The 19,634-nt window shown below is 34.7% G+C and carries 21 protein-coding genes; 17 read left to right on the plus strand and 4 right to left on the minus strand.

Translation table 11 applies throughout. The features are described 5' to 3' along the window. The 8 genes from AB4Y90_RS02290 to AB4Y90_RS02325 form a co-directional block, all read left to right on the plus strand. Window positions 1-823: redoxin domain-containing protein (locus tag AB4Y90_RS02290; RefSeq protein WP_441555674.1), on the plus strand; the 823-nt coding region annotated here is incomplete at its 5' end. Between the two features lie 34 nt (window positions 824-857). After that, window positions 858-1,772, plus strand: a complete 915-nt coding sequence (locus tag AB4Y90_RS02295) for a hypothetical protein (RefSeq protein ID WP_441555675.1) — start codon at window positions 858-860, stop codon at window positions 1,770-1,772. A gap of 286 nt (window positions 1,773-2,058) precedes the next feature. Continuing rightward, window positions 2,059-4,128, plus strand: coding sequence for a cytochrome c biogenesis protein CcdA (locus AB4Y90_RS02300; RefSeq protein WP_441555676.1), 2,070 nt, complete (start codon window positions 2,059-2,061; stop codon window positions 4,126-4,128). A 136-nt stretch (window positions 4,129-4,264) separates the two neighbouring features. Further along, window positions 4,265-5,809, plus strand: a complete 1,545-nt coding sequence (locus AB4Y90_RS02305) for a T9SS type A sorting domain-containing protein (protein ID WP_441555677.1) — start codon at window positions 4,265-4,267, stop codon at window positions 5,807-5,809. Window positions 5,810-5,950: 141 nt separating this feature from the next. Further along, window positions 5,951-6,478, plus strand: coding sequence for an ExbD/TolR family protein (locus AB4Y90_RS02310; protein WP_441555679.1), 528 nt, complete (start codon window positions 5,951-5,953; stop codon window positions 6,476-6,478). Between the two features lie 64 nt (window positions 6,479-6,542). Then, window positions 6,543-7,070, plus strand: coding sequence for a hypothetical protein (locus tag AB4Y90_RS02315; protein ID WP_441555680.1), 528 nt, complete (start codon window positions 6,543-6,545; stop codon window positions 7,068-7,070). 12 nt (window positions 7,071-7,082) lie between these two features. Beyond that, window positions 7,083-7,511: an alpha/beta fold hydrolase gene (locus AB4Y90_RS02320; protein WP_441555682.1), complete on the plus strand. Its 429-nt coding sequence runs from the start codon at window positions 7,083-7,085 to the stop codon at window positions 7,509-7,511. Window positions 7,512-7,664: 153 nt separating this feature from the next. Beyond that, window positions 7,665-8,456 (plus strand): patatin-like phospholipase family protein, encoded by a 792-nt coding sequence (locus tag AB4Y90_RS02325; protein ID WP_441555683.1) that lies wholly within the window; start codon window positions 7,665-7,667, stop codon window positions 8,454-8,456. A gap of 34 nt (window positions 8,457-8,490) precedes the next feature. Here the strand turns inward: AB4Y90_RS02325 and AB4Y90_RS02330 are convergent, their stop codons facing one another. Further along, window positions 8,491-9,495, minus strand: a complete 1,005-nt coding sequence (locus AB4Y90_RS02330; protein WP_441555684.1) for a DHH family phosphoesterase — start codon at window positions 9,493-9,495, stop codon at window positions 8,491-8,493. 210 nt (window positions 9,496-9,705) lie between these two features. Between AB4Y90_RS02330 and rpmH the strand changes: the two genes are divergently transcribed. Further along, complete coding sequence (gene rpmH, locus AB4Y90_RS02335; RefSeq protein WP_034679005.1) at window positions 9,706-9,864, plus strand: 50S ribosomal protein L34; 159 nt, start codon at window positions 9,706-9,708, stop codon at window positions 9,862-9,864. A 154-nt stretch (window positions 9,865-10,018) separates the two neighbouring features. Beyond that, on the plus strand, window positions 10,019-10,729 hold the full coding sequence (locus AB4Y90_RS02340) for a cell division ATP-binding protein FtsE (protein ID WP_441555686.1): 711 nt from the start codon (window positions 10,019-10,021) through the stop codon (window positions 10,727-10,729). 140 nt (window positions 10,730-10,869) lie between these two features. Here the strand turns inward: AB4Y90_RS02340 and AB4Y90_RS02345 are convergent, their stop codons facing one another. The 3 genes from AB4Y90_RS02345 to AB4Y90_RS02355 form a co-directional block, all read right to left on the minus strand. After that, window positions 10,870-11,295: an Eco57I restriction-modification methylase domain-containing protein gene (locus AB4Y90_RS02345; RefSeq protein ID WP_441555743.1), complete on the minus strand. Its 426-nt coding sequence runs from the start codon at window positions 11,293-11,295 to the stop codon at window positions 10,870-10,872. A gap of 5 nt (window positions 11,296-11,300) precedes the next feature. Further along, window positions 11,301-12,449 carry a sensor histidine kinase gene (locus AB4Y90_RS02350; protein WP_441555687.1) on the minus strand — a complete coding sequence of 383 codons (1,149 nt, stop codon included), beginning with the start codon at window positions 12,447-12,449 and terminating at the stop codon, window positions 11,301-11,303. A gap of 136 nt (window positions 12,450-12,585) precedes the next feature. Then, the gene (locus tag AB4Y90_RS02355; RefSeq protein ID WP_441555689.1) at window positions 12,586-13,182 is read right to left on the minus strand and encodes a riboflavin synthase; all 597 of its coding nucleotides are present in this window, start codon (window positions 13,180-13,182) and stop codon (window positions 12,586-12,588) included. A gap of 49 nt (window positions 13,183-13,231) precedes the next feature. Here AB4Y90_RS02355 and pdxA point away from each other — a divergent pair, with 49 nt between their 5' ends. The 7 genes from pdxA to AB4Y90_RS02390 all read left to right on the plus strand — a co-directional run bounded on the left by pdxA (window position 13,232) and on the right by AB4Y90_RS02390 (window position 19,624). Beyond that, window positions 13,232-14,323, plus strand: coding sequence for a 4-hydroxythreonine-4-phosphate dehydrogenase PdxA (gene pdxA / locus AB4Y90_RS02360; protein ID WP_441555690.1), 1,092 nt, complete (start codon window positions 13,232-13,234; stop codon window positions 14,321-14,323). 83 nt (window positions 14,324-14,406) lie between these two features. Next, window positions 14,407-14,931, plus strand: coding sequence for a YceD family protein (locus tag AB4Y90_RS02365; RefSeq protein WP_441555691.1), 525 nt, complete (start codon window positions 14,407-14,409; stop codon window positions 14,929-14,931). Between the two features lie 59 nt (window positions 14,932-14,990). Continuing rightward, entirely contained in the window at window positions 14,991-15,194 is a 204-nt protein-coding gene (gene rpmF / locus AB4Y90_RS02370; protein ID WP_262149414.1) for a 50S ribosomal protein L32, read from the plus strand. Between the two features lie 127 nt (window positions 15,195-15,321). Further along, on the plus strand, window positions 15,322-15,804 hold the full coding sequence (gene accB / locus AB4Y90_RS02375; RefSeq protein ID WP_441555692.1) for an acetyl-CoA carboxylase biotin carboxyl carrier protein: 483 nt from the start codon (window positions 15,322-15,324) through the stop codon (window positions 15,802-15,804). A gap of 92 nt (window positions 15,805-15,896) precedes the next feature. Then, window positions 15,897-17,252: an acetyl-CoA carboxylase biotin carboxylase subunit gene (gene accC, locus AB4Y90_RS02380; RefSeq protein WP_441555693.1), complete on the plus strand. Its 1,356-nt coding sequence runs from the start codon at window positions 15,897-15,899 to the stop codon at window positions 17,250-17,252. A 237-nt stretch (window positions 17,253-17,489) separates the two neighbouring features. After that, entirely contained in the window at window positions 17,490-18,740 is a 1,251-nt protein-coding gene (rocD, locus tag AB4Y90_RS02385; protein ID WP_441555694.1) for an ornithine--oxo-acid transaminase, read from the plus strand. Between the two features lie 125 nt (window positions 18,741-18,865). Further along, entirely contained in the window at window positions 18,866-19,624 is a 759-nt protein-coding gene (locus AB4Y90_RS02390; protein WP_441555695.1) for a glycosyltransferase family 2 protein, read from the plus strand. The last annotated feature ends 10 nt before the right edge of the window (window positions 19,625-19,634 follow it).

Genomic DNA, 19,634 nt, shown 5'->3' on the forward strand with positions numbered 1-19,634 from the left:
TCTTTTTACAACCTGGTGCGGACCGTGTAAACTGATGAAAAAGAACACATTTACAGATGAAAAAATCGGTAAACTCTTCAATAAAAATTTTGTAAATCTTGCGATTGATGTCGAAAAAGATAAAGACGGGCTTGAACTTGTAAAAAAATATAAGATCGTTAATTATCCTTCGTTTTTATTTTTAGATCAAAACGGCGGGTTGATTCAGTATGATTTCGGCTACTACAATGCGCAACAGTTTTCAGCAGTCGGAATGGCAGTTTTAGATAAAGCTTCGTCAAAAAGCATGGTAAAAACGATCGATCAGGTAAAAGGAAAAATAGTGGGCGATAAAATTGCCGATTTTTCTGCCAAAGATCATTTAGGAAAGACATTCACATTTTCAGAAGAGAAAGGAAAAACAGTTTTGGTTTTTATTCGCGGACAATGGTGTCCTTACTGCAACAAATATGTAGAAAGCCTGCAAAATATTTCACCGGAATTAAAAGCTAAAAACGCAAGGCTGGTTATTATTTCACCCGAAAAGCCAGAATTTATCGAAAAAACGATCGCCAAAACAAAAACTAATTACACTGTCTTGTACGATGAAGATTATAAAATTGCCGAAATGTTTGATGTACTTTACACTCCCGAGCAACAAACGCTTGATTTTTACAACTCAAAAATGAAGGACGATTTTACAGACAGCCGATCAGACAAATCGGGAAGACTTCCGGTTTCTGCAACTTTTATTATTAATGAAAATAAAGAAATTTTGTGGAGGCATTTCAATCCTGATTATAAAGAAAGAGCTTCTCTCAATGATATTTTAAAACAATTATAAACTTTTATTTTTAAAACAATTAAACCCACACATTATGAAAAATCAATTATTCTACAGCTTTTGCTTTCTTTTGCTTGCAATGAATCTAAGTCTGTTAAAAGCACAAGGCTGCAGCGACGCAGGATTTTGCACGGTAAACAGCTTAAAACCTCACAACGCAAATGATTCTGTATCTCTAAAAAATCAATTAAAAATAGGTTTTTCTGTCGGGCAAGCCGATCATAATATTTCTGCCTACAGCCAATATCTGGAATATAACCGGCAGATTAATTCTAAATTGGGCGTAAGCGCCAAAGCAACCTCTATTTTGCAAACCGGAAATGAGGTGAGCGCTTTCGGATTATCTGATATTTATCTGAATTCCAATTACCGTTTAGATAAAAACATTATGTTTACTTTAGGTACAAAAATCCCGTTAACGAATGGAAACACTTTGAAAAACGGGAACGCTTTACCGATGGATTATCAATCAAGTCTTGGTACTTTTGATCTTATTATCGGAATCGGGTATCAAATTAAAAAACTACAGTTGGTTGCAGCTTTACAGCAGCCTTTAACCCAAAATAAAAATCAGTTTGTTGCCGAAAGCTATCCTGCAAATTCTGTTTTTAGGAATTTTCAGACAACAAAAGATTTTAAACGAAGCGGAGATATTTTATTAAGAGCTTCTTACCCGATAAGAATCAGCAACAATTTTCAGCTCACTCCTGGTTTATTAAATATTTATCATCTTTCCAACGATAAGTTTACCAATCTGAACGGTTCTCAACAGCAAATTGAAGGATCTGAAGGATTAACGATAAATGGAAATCTGTTTTTAGATTATAAGCTGAATGAAAGCAATGCTTTGCAACTCAGTATAGGAGCTCCGTTTTTAATTCGTGACATAAGACCTGACGGATTAACGAGAAGCTTTATAGCCAATCTGGAATACAGCTTCAGATTTTAAGTACATTAAAAGTATTTATAAAATCAATAAATTTTATTTAAAAGTGATTATCAGATAACAAGAAGACATTTATCCCAACAAATGTTTTTAAACATTAAATCCTCAAATAAAAAGAAGATTGATGCGTTTTTTTAGGGACAAAAAATTAGCTATTTTAGCGAAGCAAAAAAATCAGCCGATCATCAATGGAAATAATACTGTTTAATTATTGTTTCCATTGACATGAAAGGCATACGCAAAAGATGAGAAATGAGAAAGGTTCTCATAATTTTAATGAAAAAGTAAAATGAAATTTAAAAACTGGTTTTTACTCATTCTGTTGTTTTTTACAACAGCAATTAATGCTCAGATCAAAAATCCCGTAAAATTCAAATTCACGGTCAATGAATTGGGAAACAATCAATATGAAGCCGTTCTGAATGCCACTTTGGAAAGCGGATGGCATATTTACTCGCGAGACATTCCTGAAGACACGGGAATTCCTACAGAATATGTAGTGTCGGGAAAAAACATAGAACTGATCGGAAAATTTCAGGAAGTAGGAAAAAAACATGAAGAATTTTCTGAAGCTTTCGGCGGAACAATTATTTATTATTCCAATTCTGCAGGCTTTAAGCAAAAATTCAAATTAAAAGATCCTTCAAAACCCGGAGATGTTGTTGCAGAAATTACGTATCAGACTTGTGACGATAGGGTTTGTCTGGCTCCGAACACTTTAGAATTTAATAAAAAAATTACACCGACCGGAGYAACAGAAGAAGCTGTAACTGATGATAAAACAGAAGCTGCAAAAGATTCTGTAAAAACTGTTGAAACCGTTATTGCAAATCCCGTAAAAGGTGATTCTGCGATCGTTGAAACCGCAAAATTAGATCCTAAACAATTAAAAATAGCTTCTATTGACATCGCAAAACCTTTAACAGATTGCGGAACCGGCTCATCAAAAATCGATGAAAATTACTGGACGTATCTTTTATTAGGTTTCATCGGAGGTTTGATTGCTTTGTTAACGCCATGCGTTTTCCCGATGATTCCGTTAACGGTTTCTTTCTTTACAAAAGGAAATAAAAACCCTGCAAAAGGTAAAAGAGACGCTTTGGTTTACGGTTTTTTCATCCTTTTGATTTTTGTTTTATTAAGTCTTCCTTTCCATTTAATTGATGGAATTGCAGGAAATATTTTCAACGAAATTTCAACAAATGTCTGGCTGAATATCGTATTTTTTATCATCTTTATTTTCTTCGCAGGAAGTTTCTTTGGATACTACGATATTACATTACCGAGCTCTATCGCCAACAAATCTTCGAAAGCTGAAGAAGCAGGCGGAATGATTGGTATTTTCTTTATGGCTTTAACTTTGGTGATCGTTTCTTTCTCTTGTACAGGTCCTATTTTGGGAAGTTTACTGGGAAGTGCAATTACAGGTTCGGCAAACGTTCCGATGCTGTTAACTTTTGCTTTGGCTGGTTTCGGATTGGCTTGGGCGATTGTTTTCGGATTGTTGGCATTGTTCCCGCAAGCTTTGCAAAGTCTTCCAAAATCAGGAGGCTGGATGAATACCGTGAAAGTAGTTTTAGGTTTTGTGGAACTGGCTTTGGCTTTAAAATTCTTATCAAAAGCAGATTTGGTTTCAAAAACGTTCTTAATTAAAAGAGAACTTTTCATTGCGATCTGGATTGTGGTTGCGATCGGATTGGTTATTTATTTATTTGGATTGATAAGATTTCCGCATGATGATAAAAAGCCGAAAATCTCTATAACAAGAAAGATCATCGGAGTTTTAGGAATTGGTTTTGTTGTTTATTTAATTCAGGGGTTAATTCCTGCGGAACGACCAAAACTGCAATTGCTGAGCGGAATTTTGCCTCCGTTAAATGTAAGTTATTTCCACGATGAAAAAGACGGAATTTTAGGAATGCATCCTGAACACGATTTCTTTAAAGCGATAGAATTAGCAAAAAAAGAAAACAAACCAATCCTGATCGACTTTACAGGTTACGGTTGTGAAAACTGTAGAAAAATGGAAGAATTTGTCTGGAGCGAACCTGATATTTTACCAATCCTACAGAATGACGTAATTCTTGCTTCCCTTTATGTAGACGACAAAGAAGAACTTCCTGAAGACCAGAAAACCAAAATCGATCTTGGTGACGGACAGGTAAAAAAAGTGAAAACAATCGGCGATCGATGGAGCTTGTTCCAGACTGCTAATTTTAATAATAATTCGCAGCCTCATTACGTTCTTTTAACTCCTGACGGAAAAGTGATCAACACACCGGTTTCAGGTTATATGGAGAAAGAAAAATTCAAAAAATTCTTAGAATGTGGCGTCAATTATTTTAAGAACAATAAATAAAATTTAAATAATTTTATCCTAAAAACTCATGCTGAAAAGTGTGAGTTTTTATTTTTTTCTACCTTAATTTATTTAACAATTATTCATTTAAATAAAATTATCTATATTTAAACAACCAACATACAATCAATCGCTTATGAAATATTTAAAATTTACTTTTTATTTTTCTCTTTTTTCTTTTTCATTGATAAACGCACAGACAGCACCTTCCATACAGTGGCAAAAAGCTTTGGGCGGAAGTTCTTATGATGTTGCAAAATCTATACAGCAAACTTCTGACGGAGGATATATATTCGCAGGAGAATCTGATTCTACCAACGGAGACGTTACAGGAAATCACGGAAATACTGATTTTTGGATCGTAAAACTAGATGCATCAGGAATTATACAATGGCAAAAATCTTTAGGCGGAAGTTATGGTGACACGGCAAATTCTATTCAGCAGACTTCTGATGGAGGATATATCGTGGCAGGAGAATCAAGATCTCTCAATGGTGATGTTACAGGAAATCATGGGAATGCCGATTATTGGGTTGTAAAATTAGACCCATCAGGAAATATACAATGGCAGAAATCTTTAGGCGGTAGCAACAGAGATGCAGCAAACTCCGTTAAACAAACTTTAGACGGAGGCTACATCATTGCCGGTCAATCTAATTCTACCGATGGCGACGTTACGGGAAATCATGGAAATTATGACTACTGGATCGTAAAGCTGGATCCTTCAGGAACCATACAATGGCAAAAGTCTTTAGGCGGAAGCCTTTATGATGCCGCAAAATCTATTCAGCAGACTTCAGATGGGGGATATATTGTAGCGGGAGGAGCTGCTTCTGCGGATGGAGACATTACATACAGTCAGGGAAACGGAGATTTCTGGATTGTAAAATTAAATCCTTCAGGAATCATTGAATGGGAAAGATCATTGACGGGCAACCTTCCAGATCACGCAGAATCTATTCAGCAGATAGAAGGAGGTTATATTGTAACAGGCGGATCTAATTCTCAAAACACTGAAAACCCCACAACTTTCGGAATTTCCAATTATCGTGTGGCAAAATTAGATTCTAACGGAATTATGCAGTGGCAAAACCATTTTGGCGGAAGCAACAACGATTACGCCTACTCTACCCAACAAACTCCCGACGGAGGATACATCGTTGCAGGAGGTGCTTTCTCTGCAGACGGAGATGTTATAGGAAATCACGGGAATAGCGACTTCTGGATTATAAAATTAAATTCTTCAGGAAACCTGGAATGGCAAAAAGCTTTAGGCGGAAGCGCTTTTGAAGACGCCTATTCTATAAAAATGACCAATGACGGAGGATTTGTAATTGCAGGATTGACCCAGTCTACAGACGGAGACATTACAGGATATCACGGAAATGGTGATGCGTGGATTGTAAAACTCGGGGCATTTTTAAGCACGAATGAAAACAATATTAAAAATAATATATCCGTTTATCCAAACCCTGCAAAAGATTTTGTGAATATAGACAATCTTCCTTCTGAAACCACGATAAGCGTAACTGATGCATCGGGAAGAAAAATTTTATCTAAAAAATATTCCGAAAAAAATGTTTCAATTAATACATCCGGTTTAATTAACGGAAACTATATTATTCAGATTGAGCATGATGGAACAGCTATTTTATCTAAAAAAATAATCATTTCTAAATAACATCTACATCCAAAACAAAATTCATTTATTAAATTTTTAACTTTATTAAAATTTAGGTATAAACTTTGCATCGAATCATTTTAAAGTGAAATAAAATTTCATTGATTTTAAAATTTTGTTCAACATTTAAAAAACTGAATCATGGCTGAAGTTATCACCAACGAAAAACAAGGCGGAAAATCCCGTCAGAGAAAAAAAAGAATCGGTATTGATATGACCCCGATGGTCGACTTAGGATTTTTACTGATTACATTTTTTATGTTTACAACCAATTTTACAAAACCCAATATAATGGATCTGGGATTGCCAGCAAAAGATGAAAATCCACATCCACCAAAATATGATATTGATTACAGAAATCAAATCACTTTTATCATTGGTGAAAACAACAGGATTTTTTATCATCAAAGCAATGAAAAAGATTTAACAGAAGCGGGCTTAAAAGAAACAAATTACAACGGTCTGAATGTTTCAAAAATAATTTCTGAAGCGTATGAAAAAGCGCCGAAAAAAGAAATTTTCACCATCATCGTAAAGCCGACCGACGATGCCAATTACAAAAACTTTGTAGATATGATGGATAATATTTCGATCTCTAAAAAAGACAGATACGGAATAAGCGACATCAAACCCTGGGAAAAGAAAGTTTACGAAAACCTAATAAAATAAAACCTCAGAGCATTTTTATAATGCTCTTTTTTTGTATAAATTTGAGCATAAATTTCAATCTTTGATGAAAAATATTTTAATTTTAGCCGGAATCGGAATCCTTAGCTTTTCATGCTCTAAAAAAGAAACTACAGAAAACAACAATAAAGTTGACAGCATAAAAATTGTAGATTCTATCAATGCTGTAAGAACAAAGATCAACGACAGCATTAAGATCAAAAACAGCGAAAACCGTTTTAGAGATTTCAGCGGAAGCCATAAATTCATTTATCAGAACGACAGCTCGCCTCAATATGTTGGATCCGTAAAATTTACAAAAATTGAAGGTGAAAGAGACAACTACAATGTTGCAGGAAGCATAAAATCAGGAAATCATTCTGTAAATATCGAAGGATTCATGCAGGTTGTTACAAAAAGACACATGAATTTCACAGGAGAAATCACCCAAAAAATCCCCGAAAACGACAACGGAAAACCCTATACCAGAAAAGGAACCAAAACTTTTATGTCTAAAGACGGCGGAAAAAGCTATAGGCTGCAGGATATGGTAAATGGTTCAGGTTTTGTAGATTATATCGACATTCAATACTAAAATTTTAAGGTTATGCTCAATTTTGAAAAAAAAGGTGACGGAAAAGAGACATTGGTTCTGCTTCATGGTTTTATGGAAAACATTTCAATCTGGAGCGACCTTGAGAAGCACCTTTCCAAAGATTTTACTTTAGTAAAAATAGATCTTCCCGGACATGGACAATCTGATATTTTAGCCGAAGTTCACACCATGGAAATGATGGCGGAAGAAGTAAAAAAAGTTTTAGATCATCAAAATTTAAAAGATATTCATTTGCTCGGTCACTCGATGGGAGGCTATGTTTCATTGGCTTTTGCAGAGCAGTTTTCTGAATATTTAAAAAGTCTCACATTATTTTTCTCAACTTATTTTCCGGATGATGAAGAGAAAAAAGAACAACGCAAAAAAAGCTACAGAATCATAAAAGATGCCTTTGCCCATTATTTTAGACTGCGGCCATAACGGTCATTGGGAAAAACCTTCTATCTGCGCAGAAATTATCAATACAGAACTGCTTCATCATTTGCCAAAAAAATGGGTATTTTAAAAATCATTTATCAATATTAGATACCATTTGTATATAAAATCTTATCTTAGTAAGGCTTAATTTTTTAGATGAATTTATTTTCTTTCAAAAAAAAGAAACCCATTATAGGACTTACACTTTCCGGCGGCGGAATGCGCGGAATTGCCCACATTGCCGTTCTGAAAGCTCTTGAAGAATATGATCTTAAACCCAATATCATTTCGGGAACGAGTGCGGGATCAATCATCGGAGCGTTTTACTCGTTAGGGAAAACTCCTGAAGAAATGATGGATATCGTAAAAGAAACTACATTTTTTTCACGTTCTTACCTCAAACTTTCCAAAAACGGAATTTTCAGCTCAAAATTTATCCTGAAGCTTTTTAATGATCATTTTCCTGAAGATGATTTTAAAGTTTTAAAAATTCCGGTGTATGTTGCTGCAACAGAAATGACTCACGGCATCGTTGATTTTTTCTCTGAAGGTGAGCTTTTCGGGCCGCTTTTGGCGTCTTCAAGCGTGCCTTTTGTTTTACCCCCGGTAAAAATCGGCGAAAAAATCTATGTTGACGGTGGAGTTTTAGATAATCTTCCGATAGAACCAATTATTGACAAATGCGATTTCCTTATTGGCTCTCATGTAAATTCCATCAGTTACGACGGATTAGAAAACATGAGTTTAATGAAAGAATTTGACCGTATTCTGCATTTAGCGATCGCAAAATCTGTTTATTCTAAAGCAAATCATTGCGACATCTTTTTAGACCCTCCAAAAATGACAAAATTCAGTTTATTCAACAAAAAATTTCTTGATGTGATGTTTCAGGAAGTGTATGAATATACCTGTAATGATCTTGAGGAAAGAGGATATAAGAAATTATAATTGATAATTGATAATTGTTAATTATTGTAACTAACTACAAATTCTCCTCAGAAACCCTGCTTTTAAAAGTTTCAATCGTATCAGGTAAAGACTCCATCGATTTTCCTCCTGCAGCATTAATGTGACCTCCCCCATTGAAATATTTTCTTGAAAACTGGTTTACATCTACATCATCTTTACTTCTGAAAGAAATTTTAATGAAATCTTCATAAAGATCTTCCATGAAAAACGCTGCCATTTTCACACCGACAATACTCAGTCCGTAGTTCACAAAACCTTCCGTATCACCTTTCTGGAAACCATATTCCTGAAGCTCTTTTCTTGTTAAATACAAAACCGCAACTTTTCCGTCATTCACCACTTCTATTCTGCCTAAAATCAAAGCCAGTAAATGTAAGCGTGAAACCGTATTTGTATCCCAAGTATTGGAAGTAATCACAGACGGATCTGCTCCTTTTTCAATTAAATTAGCAACAATTCTATGCGTAGTTGCACTTGTAGAACGGAAACGGAAACCTCCTGTATCGGTCATAATTCCCGTGTAAAGACATTCTGCAATATCTTTATTGACCAGTTTCTCGTCATCCATCGCTTCAATGAAATGATAAACCATTTGGCAAGTCGCAGGAATAACGGTATCAGAATACACAAAATCGAAATCTTCCGGTTGCTGATGATGATCGATAAGAATTTTCTTTGCTTTCGCTCTCATCAGCCAATCTCCCAAAATCCCGATTCTTGCAGGAGAATTAAAATCAAGACAGAAAATGACATCAGCTTCATTAATGATATCAAAAGCTACCTTCCTTTTGTATTCTCCGACAATATTTTTCTTTGCTTCGGGCATCCATTTCAGAAACTTCGGAAAATCATTGGGAACTACAACTTCAGCTTCCAGACCTTTGGCTTTTAAGTAATGTTTTAAACCTAAACTCGATCCAATAGCGTCACCATCCGGATTGTAATGGGTAAGAATAACAATTTTATTTTCCGGGACAAGAAGCTGATTGATTTCTAAAAGTTCTGAAGGTGTAAACATTTTCTTTAATTTTGAGTTTCCAAAGATAGAGGTTTTAAACGGAATGAATAGTAAATATAGAATAGCAGAAACGTAGTTTTTTAATAAATTTCTTTAAAAAACAATCAAAAAATATTTCAAAAAAAGAAAGTTAATATTTGCATCTAATAAAAAAATTAATATCTTTGCAACCTGAAAATTAATAGATAATTACGACTTAAACATATAGTAATGAGCAAAAGAACATTCCAACCATCAGAAAGAAAGAAAAGAAACAAACACGGTTTCAGAGAAAGAATGTCTACACCAAACGGTAGAAGAGTTTTAGCTGCAAGAAGAGCTAAAGGAAGAAAAAGCTTAACAGTAAGTTCTGCAAGAGCTAAAAGATAATTCTTTAGTTACAATATACAAATCATGCTTGAAAAGTACTTTTTCAGGCATTTTTTGTTGTTAAAATATATTAATTTTTAGGTTTATAAAATATCTTTTTTTATTTTTAAAATCTGAAAAAGAGCTTTCTGAAAAGCTTGTAAAATCTGAATTTATGCCACATACAAATATCACAGGAGACAGTATTGTAAGCCTGCAACATGCAAAAATTGCTCAAAAAAACTTCACAGTACTTTCTGACGTTAACCTTAATATAAAAAAAGGAAGATTCTGCTATCTTATCGGGAAAACAGGTTCCGGAAAAAGCTCTCTTCTGAAAACCCTTTACGGGCACATTCCGTTGGTTGCAGGAAAAGCGGAAGTGGTAGGTTTTGACCTGGCTAAATTACGCGCATCAGATATCCCCAACCTGAGAAGAAAACTGGGAATTGTTTTCCAGGACTTCCAGCTGCTTTCCGACAGAACAGTTGAGAAAAACCTGAAATTTGTTTTGGAAGCTACAGGATGGAATGACAAAAATAAAATTGATGAGCGTATTAACGAAGTTCTTTCAAGCGTAAACATGAAAGGGAAAAAGCATAAAATGCCGCACGAACTTTCCGGTGGAGAGCAACAGCGTATCGCCATTGCACGAGCGCTTTTAAACCACCCGGATTTAATTTTAGCCGATGAGCCGACAGGAAATTTAGATCCTGAAACTTCTAACGAAATTATGACCCTTCTGAAAAAAGTTGCTGAAGACAATCATGCCGCTGTAGTAATGGCAACGCACGATTACCACATGATTCAGAACTTCCCGGGAGAGGCGATCAGATGTGAAGACGGTAAAGTTTCTGTATTGGATACGTCTGAATTGTTTGAATAAAATTAAACCATTAAGGAGAATTGAAAAGTTAAGTTTCATTAAGAAAAATCAAATAGATTTTTTGAAAAGCATAATGCTTGAAGCGAAGCTGAACTTAATATTCTGAACTTCTTAAGAAAATCTTAATGGTTCAAAATATATTATTTACCGAAAACATGAAACTCTTTAGTGAGTTCAAGATATTGGTCCGAGTATTGTCTCGGGCTTTTTTCTATAATAAATTCTGATTCTTCTAAGGATTTTTCGATTAGAGAAAACTCCAGTATAAGTCTTTTTACTTTTGAGTTTTCAATTCCTTTAATATTAACTTTTCGGATAAGAAACAATCGATTTTCATTAGCAATTCTTATAAAATCGTTTCCAGCTTCAGATGGAATAATCACAGACAAAATTCCATTTTCAGAAAGCAATTCTGTTGATTTTGAAATCAATTGCAGGAAATTTAATTCAACCGTTTGGCGCGCCAATTTATCTTTTTCAGAATCTGATTCTTCAAAATATGGCGGATTTGAAACAATTAAATCAAATTTTTCTTCAGACTGAAATGTTTTGAAATCCTGATGGATATTTTTTAATCCATATCTTCCGCAATTCCGATACCGTTATCTTCAACAGAAATGATAACTCTTCTCTGGTGCTGCTCAATATCGACATTTACCAGAAGTTTTCTGTCGTCACTCTGAGCCTGTTTTGCATTGGTAACCAAATTGGTAATGATTCGAGAAAGAAAAACGCGATCCATCGTAATCATAATATTGCTCTTATTAGAATGAACGAATATCTGATCATCGTTGAAAACCCTTAAAATATTTTCTATTTCATTATTAAGATTTATAACCTCATTATTTTTTTCCGGAAGCTTTGCAAACTCTGAAAAAGCCGACGCCACTGTTGCAATCACATCGATCTGATCAACCATCGTTTTGCTCATCTGCTTTACCCTTTCTGTAACATTCGGATCTTGCGGATCAAATTTTCTTTCAAAATTCTGAATGGTAAGCTTCATCGGCGTTAAAGGATTTTTCACTTCATGCGCCACCTGTTTTGCCATTTCACGCCATGCTTCTTCAGATGCTTTAAAACGAAGCCTTTCTTTCTGATCCTGAATCTGAAGAATCATCCTATTGTAAGCTCTTGCCAAAGCATTAAGCTCATCATTTTTATAATATTTGATGGGGCGCATTTCATTCTCAAATAAAGTGATACGCGTAATCATATCTGAGAATTTCGTAATATTTTTAGCCAAATTATTTGAAGTAACCCAACTGAGCCAGATGCTGAAAGCGATGATAATAAAATCTATTAAAAGTATGTAAACCACATACTTGTGCAATACTTCCAAATAAGCAGATTCGTTGTGGTATAACGGAATGTAAATAATTCCGATCGGCTCCCACATATTGTTTTTCAAAACAAGATAAGATGATGTATAAACCGCATCTTTTGTGGGATCGTACCCACGTATATCATATCTTGTCTCCTTCGAAAGGATTTTATTTACAATATTTAACGGTACTTTTTTCTGATCAATAAGATTAGATTCTTTGTTAGAAAGCAGGTAATTTCCTTTTAAATCATACACAATAATATCATGCTGATTGATATCCGCAATTTCAAATATTTTATTCCCTAAAACCTTTTTCAGGTCATTGGTTTGCACAGAACTGCGACTCAGAGCATAATCAAAGTATGCCATCACCGCATTGGTTTTTTCCTGCATATCTATTTTGCTCTGTTGCAGGGCATTATTCCGCAACACAAAATAAGGCACGAGAGAAGATGCAGCAACACTTAAAAGACATATGAGCAAGAATCCGAAAAAGACCCGGTTTCTTAGACTATATCCTTTATATTTATCAAATGCCATTCTGCCTGTTAATTAATTTTGAAATGTATTTACCAATAATATCAAATTCAAGGTTTACTTTATCGCCAACCTGAAGTGTATTCATATTGGTAAATTCCCAGGTGTATGGGATGATCGCTACAGAAAACTGAAAATCTTCACTTTTAGCCACCGTTAAGCTAATTCCGTTAACGGTGATTGAGCCTTGAGGAACTGTAACAAAATTACCTTCTGAATTATATTTTACAGTAACAAAATAGCTGCCATCTTTGTTTTCGATGCTTACAATTTCTCCGGTTTTGTCTACATGCCCTTGTACAATATGCCCATCAAGCCTTCCATCCATCTTCATACAGCGCTCCAGATTAACCACGCTTCCCACTTTCCATTTGCCTAAATTGGTTTTTTCTAAAGTTTCATTAATTGCAGTAACTACATATTTATCGTCTTTAATCTCTACAACGGTCAGACAACATCCGTTATGCGCAAGACTCTGATCAATTTTTAGTTCGTTAGTAAAAGGACAACTTAGTGTAAAGTCTATATTTGTTCCGTTTTCCTGAATTTTCTCAATAACCCCTACTGCTTCAATAATTCCTGTGAACATATTTATTTTTGCTAAATTTGTAAAATTATAATCTTCAAAGATAATCAAAATGAGCCCAAAAAACCATAAAGTACGAGTAGGAATTTCAATTGGCGATTTCAACGGCATCGGTCCGGAAATCATCATGAAATCTCTGGCAGACAAAAGCATTACAGATTTTTTTACTCCGGTTATTTTTGGCTCAGGCAAACTTTTCACTTACCAGAAAAATCTTTTTAAGCTTAATTTAAATTTCAACTACATCACCGAAGCTTCTCAAGCCCAAAACGGGAAGCTCAATATGGTAAATCTTGTGAAAGAAAATTCTAATGTAGAACTGGGAAAACCTACAGAAGAATCTACAAAAATGGCAATAGATTCGCTGGAAGCTGCAACTACAGCTTTAATGAACGGTGAAATTGACGTTTTGGTAACTGCGCCTATCAACAAAGATGAAATGATGAAGATGGGTTTCAGACATGCAGGTCACACAGGTTATTTTGAAGAGAAATTTAATAAAAAAGGATTAATGTTTTTGGTGTCTGAAGATTTGAAAGTAGCAGTTTCTACGCATCATATTCCTATCTCTCAGGTTGCTGAAAATATTTCTAAAGAAAAAATAAAAAAGCAGATCCGTGCTTTAAACCAAACTTTAATTGAAGACTTTTCAATTACAAGACCCAAAATTGCTGTTTTAGGATTAAATCCGCATTCGGGTGATGGCGGAGTAATCGGAAAAGAAGAAATAGAAATCATCTCTCCCGCAATAAAAGAGCTTTCAGACAACGGAATTCTCGCTTTTGGACCATTTCCTGCAGACAGCTTTTTCCAGCCTGAAAAATATAAAAATTACGATGCCGTTTTAGCAATGTATCACGATCAGGGATTAACTCCTTTTAAGACTTTAGCATACGAAGAAGGAGTAAATTACACTGCTGCGCTGCCTTTCATCAGAACATCTCCCGATCACGGAGTAGCTTATGATATTGCAGGAAAAAACATTGCTGATGCAAGGAGTTTTATGGAAGCAATTTTTACAGCAATAAAAATTTTCAATAACCGAAATGATTATAAAGATTTGATGAGCAATCGCCTACAGCCAAGAAGAATGCCATCGGATAACGGAATTGATGAAGATCTGCCAATAGAAAGTGAAATGTAAAATCTGTAAATGAATTAAAATTAATTTGTTATGGATTTTATTTGTAATATTAAAAAAAATGCATATTTTTGCACACTCATTTTATGGACAAGTTAAGAAACTACGACGTAAGCTTTTCCGGACTAAAAGCCGGTAAGCACGAGTTCAAGTTTGAGATAGATAAAGAGTTCTTTCAATTATTTGACACTGATCAGGAATTTACAGATCCTAAAATTGCAGTTGATGTTTTACTTGATAAGCACACTACTTTTTTAGAATTTGAAATAAAAGTAAATGGTACAGTAGAATTGGTTTGTGATATCACCAACGAAGATTTTACTTATCCTATTGAAAACCAAATCGGTATTTTGGTAAAGTTTGGGGAAGAATATGACGACAGCGAAGAAGATGTCATCACTATCCCTGCAAACGATCACGCTTTCAATGTAGCACAATTGATTTACGAAAACGTGGCCCTTTCAATACCCATGAAAAAATTATCACCCAATGTAAGTGATGAAGATTTGGAAATCCTTGAAAAATTCAGTCCAAAAGAAACAGAAGAAGAGGAAGAACACGAAAGCGATCCCAGATGGGACGCATTAAAAAATTTAAAGAATAAAAATTAAATAGTTTAATGATGAGATGATGAATCTCATCACTCATCAATTAAAAAAGTTATTACAAAATGGCACATCCAAAGAGAAGACAATCGTCTACAAGAAGAGATAAGAGAAGAACTCACTATAAAGCTGTAGTTCCTCAATTGGCAAAAGATGCAACATCAGGAGAAATGCATTTATACCACAGAGCTCACTGGCATGAAGGAAAACTTTACTACAGAGGTAAAGTAGTTATGGAGAAAGAAGTAGCTTCTACTGAAGAAAACTAAGAGTTGATTTTCATCGAAAAACACTCGTTTTAATACAGAAACCGCCCGATTTTTATAAAATTTGGCGGTTTTTTGTTGTTTTTTGTGTTTTTTTGGTATCTTTGACAGCAAATCAAATATCAAATTTATGGACATTAAAGACATACAGAATCTTATCAAGTTTGTATCTAAAGCTGAGGTTTCAGAAGTAAAATATAAAACTAAAGATTTCGAAATTACTATTAAAACCCCACTTGGAGGTAATGAAGCAAGCTATGTTGCTCAGCCTGCAATGTATCAGCAAGCTCCTCAACAGGCAGCTCCTGCACATTCACCTGCTCCTGTTTCTGCAGCTCCGGAAAAAACAGAAGCGGCTTCTGATGATAGTAAATATGTAACTATTAAATCTCCAATGATCGGAACTTTCTACAGAAAACCATCTCCGGATAAAGATGTTTTTGTAAATGTAGGTGACGAAGTTTCTAACGGAAAAGTAGTTTGTGTAATCGAAGCAATGAAGTTATTCAACCAAATCGAATCTGAAGTAAGCGGTAAAATCGTGAAGATTTTAGTTGATGACGCTACCCCTGTTGAATACGACCAACCATTATTCTTAGTAGATCCATCTTAAGGAATTTTAGATTAAAGATTATAAATTTTAGATGAAACATTTCATTTAAAATAATTTAAAATTCAAAATTTATAATTTAAAATTTCGGAAAGATGTTCAAAAAAATATTAATTGCCAATCGTGGCGAAATTGCAATGCGTATTTTACGTACTTGTAAAGAAATGGGAATCAAAACGGTTGCAGTATATTCTACTGCCGATAAAGACAGTCTTCACGTAAGATTTGCTGACGAGGCTGTTTGTATTGGTCCTGCAATGAGCAAAGACTCATATCTTAAAATCCCTAACATTATTGCTGCTGCAGAGATTACAAACGCAGATGCAATTCACCCGGGGTATGGTTTCTTATCTGAAAATGCTAATTTCTCAAGAATCTGTCAGAAAAACGGTATCAAATTTATTGGTGCAAGTCCTGAGCAAATTGAAAGAATGGGAGATAAAGCAAACGCTAAAGCAACCATGAAAGCTGCAAACGTACCTTGTGTACCTGGTTCTGACGGTTTAATTGAATCTTACGAGCACGCAGTAAAAACAGCAGAAGAAACAGGTTATCCGGTAATGATCAAAGCTACTGCAGGTGGTGGCGGAAAAGGGATGAGAGCTGTTTGGAAAGCCGAAGATCTTAAAGAACACTGGGAATCTGCCATTCAGGAAGCGGTTGCAGCCTTCGGAAACGGAGGAATGTACATGGAAAAACTGATTGAAGAGCCAAGACATATCGAGATTCAGGTTGCAGGTGACCAATTTGGAAAAGCCTGTCATCTTTCTGAAAGAGACTGTTCTGTACAAAGAAGAAATCAGAAATTAACTGAAGAAACACCTTCTCCTTTTATGACTGACGAACTTCGTGAGAAAATGGGTGAAGCAGCAGTAAAAGCAGCAGAATTTATCGGTTATGAAGGTGTGGGAACTATTGAATTCCTTGTGGATAAGAACAGAAATTTCTATTTCATGGAAATGAACACCAGAATTCAGGTAGAGCACCCGATTACTGAGCAGGTTATTGATTACGACTTAATCAGAGAGCAGATTCTTTTGGCAGCGGGAACTCCGATTTCAGGAATTAACCATTATCCAAAATTGCATTCAATTGAATGCAGAATCAATGCTGAAGATCCTTACGCTGATTTCAGACCTTCACCGGGAAAAATCACAGGATTAAACATTCCTGGCGGACACGGAATCAGAGTTGATACACACGTTTATTCGGGATATACGATTCCATCAAACTACGATTCAATGATTGCAAAACTGATTACTACGGCTCAAACCCGTGAAGAGGCAATTGCGAAAATGAAACGTGCCTTGGAGGAATTCTACATTGAAGGTGTAAAAACCACTATCCCTTTCCACAGACAATTGATGGAGGATGAAGCTTATCTTTCAGGAAATTACACAACAAAATTCATGGAGACTTTTGTTATGGATAAAAAATATGATAATCACTAAGATTATTCTGAAAAACATATTTAAAACCGCTTCTCTTGAGGCGGTTTTTTTATTTTAAATTTAAACTTCACTGCAAAAGATATAAAAACTGCAAGTCATAATGAGCTTGGGCAATATTTTCTAAATGATTATTTTATATCATCAAAACATACTTGAATACCATTAATATTCAGCAGCATTATACTGTTAAACCATCTTATTTATTATCCTTAAATTTGTAAAAAAGCAAAAAAAGATATGTCAACAGCAGAACAAACAAAAAACTCACAATATTTCATCGAACTTGAAGAAAGACACGGTGCTCACAATTATCATCCGCTTCCTGTGGTTTTAGATAAAGGTGAAGGCGTTTTTGTCTGGGATGTTGAAGGTAAAAAATATTACGATTTTCTTTCGGCTTACTCAGCGGTCAATCAAGGTCATTCTCACCCGAAAATCGTTGATGCGTTGGTAAATCAGGCTAAAAAACTGGCTTTAACATCCAGAGCATTTTACAATTCAAATTTGGGAGAATACGAGAAGAAAATCACTACTCTTTTCGGATTTGATAAAGTTTTACCGATGAATTCCGGAGCAGAAGCCGTAGAAACTGCTGTAAAATTAGCCAGAAAATGGAGCTATGAAGTAAAAGGAATTTCTGAAAATGCAGCCAAAATTGTAGTTTGTGAAAATAATTTCCACGGAAGAACGACAACAATTGTTTCTTTCTCAAATGATCCTGATGCCAATAAAAACTACGGTCCTTTCACACCGGGATTTGTAAAGATACCTTACAACGATCTTTCTGCTTTAGAAGAAGTTTTAAAAAATGATGCTCAAAATATTGCTGCATTTTTAGTAGAACCGATCCAGGGAGAAGCCGGAGTGTACGTTCCGGATGAAAATTTCCTGAAGAATGCTTTAGAATTATGTAAAAAGTATAATGTTTTATTTATTGCTGATGAAGTTCAGACCGGAATTGCCAGAACCGGTAAGCTGATTGCTTGTCACCACGAAGATGTTCAGCCTGATATCTTAATTTTAGGAAAAGCACTTTCAGGTGGAATGTATCCTGTTTCTGCGGTTTTGGCGAATGATGATATTATGAATGTAATCAAGCCGGGACAACATGGCTCTACATTTGGAGGTAATCCGATTGCTTGTGCAGTTGCCATCGCTGCTTTGGATGTTGTGGAAGAAGAGAAACTTTCTGAAAGAGCGGAAAAATTAGGAAAACTATTCAGAAGTGAAATTGAAAAAGTAATTGAAAAGACCGATTTAATTACAAAAGTCCGCGGAAAAGGCTTGCTAAATGCAATCTTAATCAACGATACTCCTGAAAGTTCTACCGCATGGAATCTTTGTTTACAATTAAAAGAAAACGGACTTTTAGCTAAACCAACTCACGGAAACATCATCAGATTGGCGCCGCCATTGGTAATCACCGAAGAGCAATTATTAGATTGCGTAAAGATTATTGAAAAGACAATTTTAGATTTCAAAAAATAAAATTAAATATTTTAAATGAATAACACTCTAAATCAGGGTGTTATTTTTTTATTCAATAAATCGAACAAACGATTGTTTAACTTTTGTACTTATTTTTAATCTAATATTTTTATAATGTGAATGGTATGGAAGATCCAAAAATAAGCGCGCTGCTAATTGTATTTAATGAAGAAAAAAATATTGAAGAAGCTTTAAATTCGGTAGAATTTGCCGATGAAATAATTGTTTTGGATTCTTTCAGCACCGATAAAACGGTTGACATTATAAAAAACAAATATCCCCACGTAAAATTTTATCAAAATAAATTTGAAGATTTTACCAAACAGCGCAATCTCTGCATTTCTTATGCGAAAAACGACTGGATCCTATTTTTAGACGCCGATGAGCGAATTACTCCGAAACTGAAAAGCGAAATTTTAAAAGAAATTAAAAAACCGGTTACTAAAAAAGCCTATTTTTTTAAACGAAAATTCTTTTTTATGGGTGAAAAAGTAAATTATTCGGGTACTCAAAATGACAAWAACATCCGTCTTTTTAAAAAAGAAGTAGCTCATTATGACGAAAATAAAAGAGTACATGAAGGGTTGAGCAATGTTGAAAATCCGGGAACTTTACAAAATTATCTTCTTCATTTTTCTTTTGATTCTTACGAGGCATACTACAAAAAAGTGATTCATTATGCCAGATTAAAAGCCAAAGATCTGCATGAAAAAGGCGTGCATTATCAAATGATAAAGCAGCTGTCTAAAAGTGCTTTTAATTTTATTAAAACCTATTTTTTTAAACTAGGAATTTTAGATGGCAAAAAAGGCTTAACCCTCTCCTACTTAAGCGCTTTAAGTTCTTTTAAAACCTATGAATTTTTAAAAAAAGAATATTCATAATGATTATTTT

This window comes from Chryseobacterium sp. 2TAF14, from assembly GCF_052115105.1.
GTDB lineage: Bacteria > Bacteroidota > Bacteroidia > Flavobacteriales > Weeksellaceae > Chryseobacterium.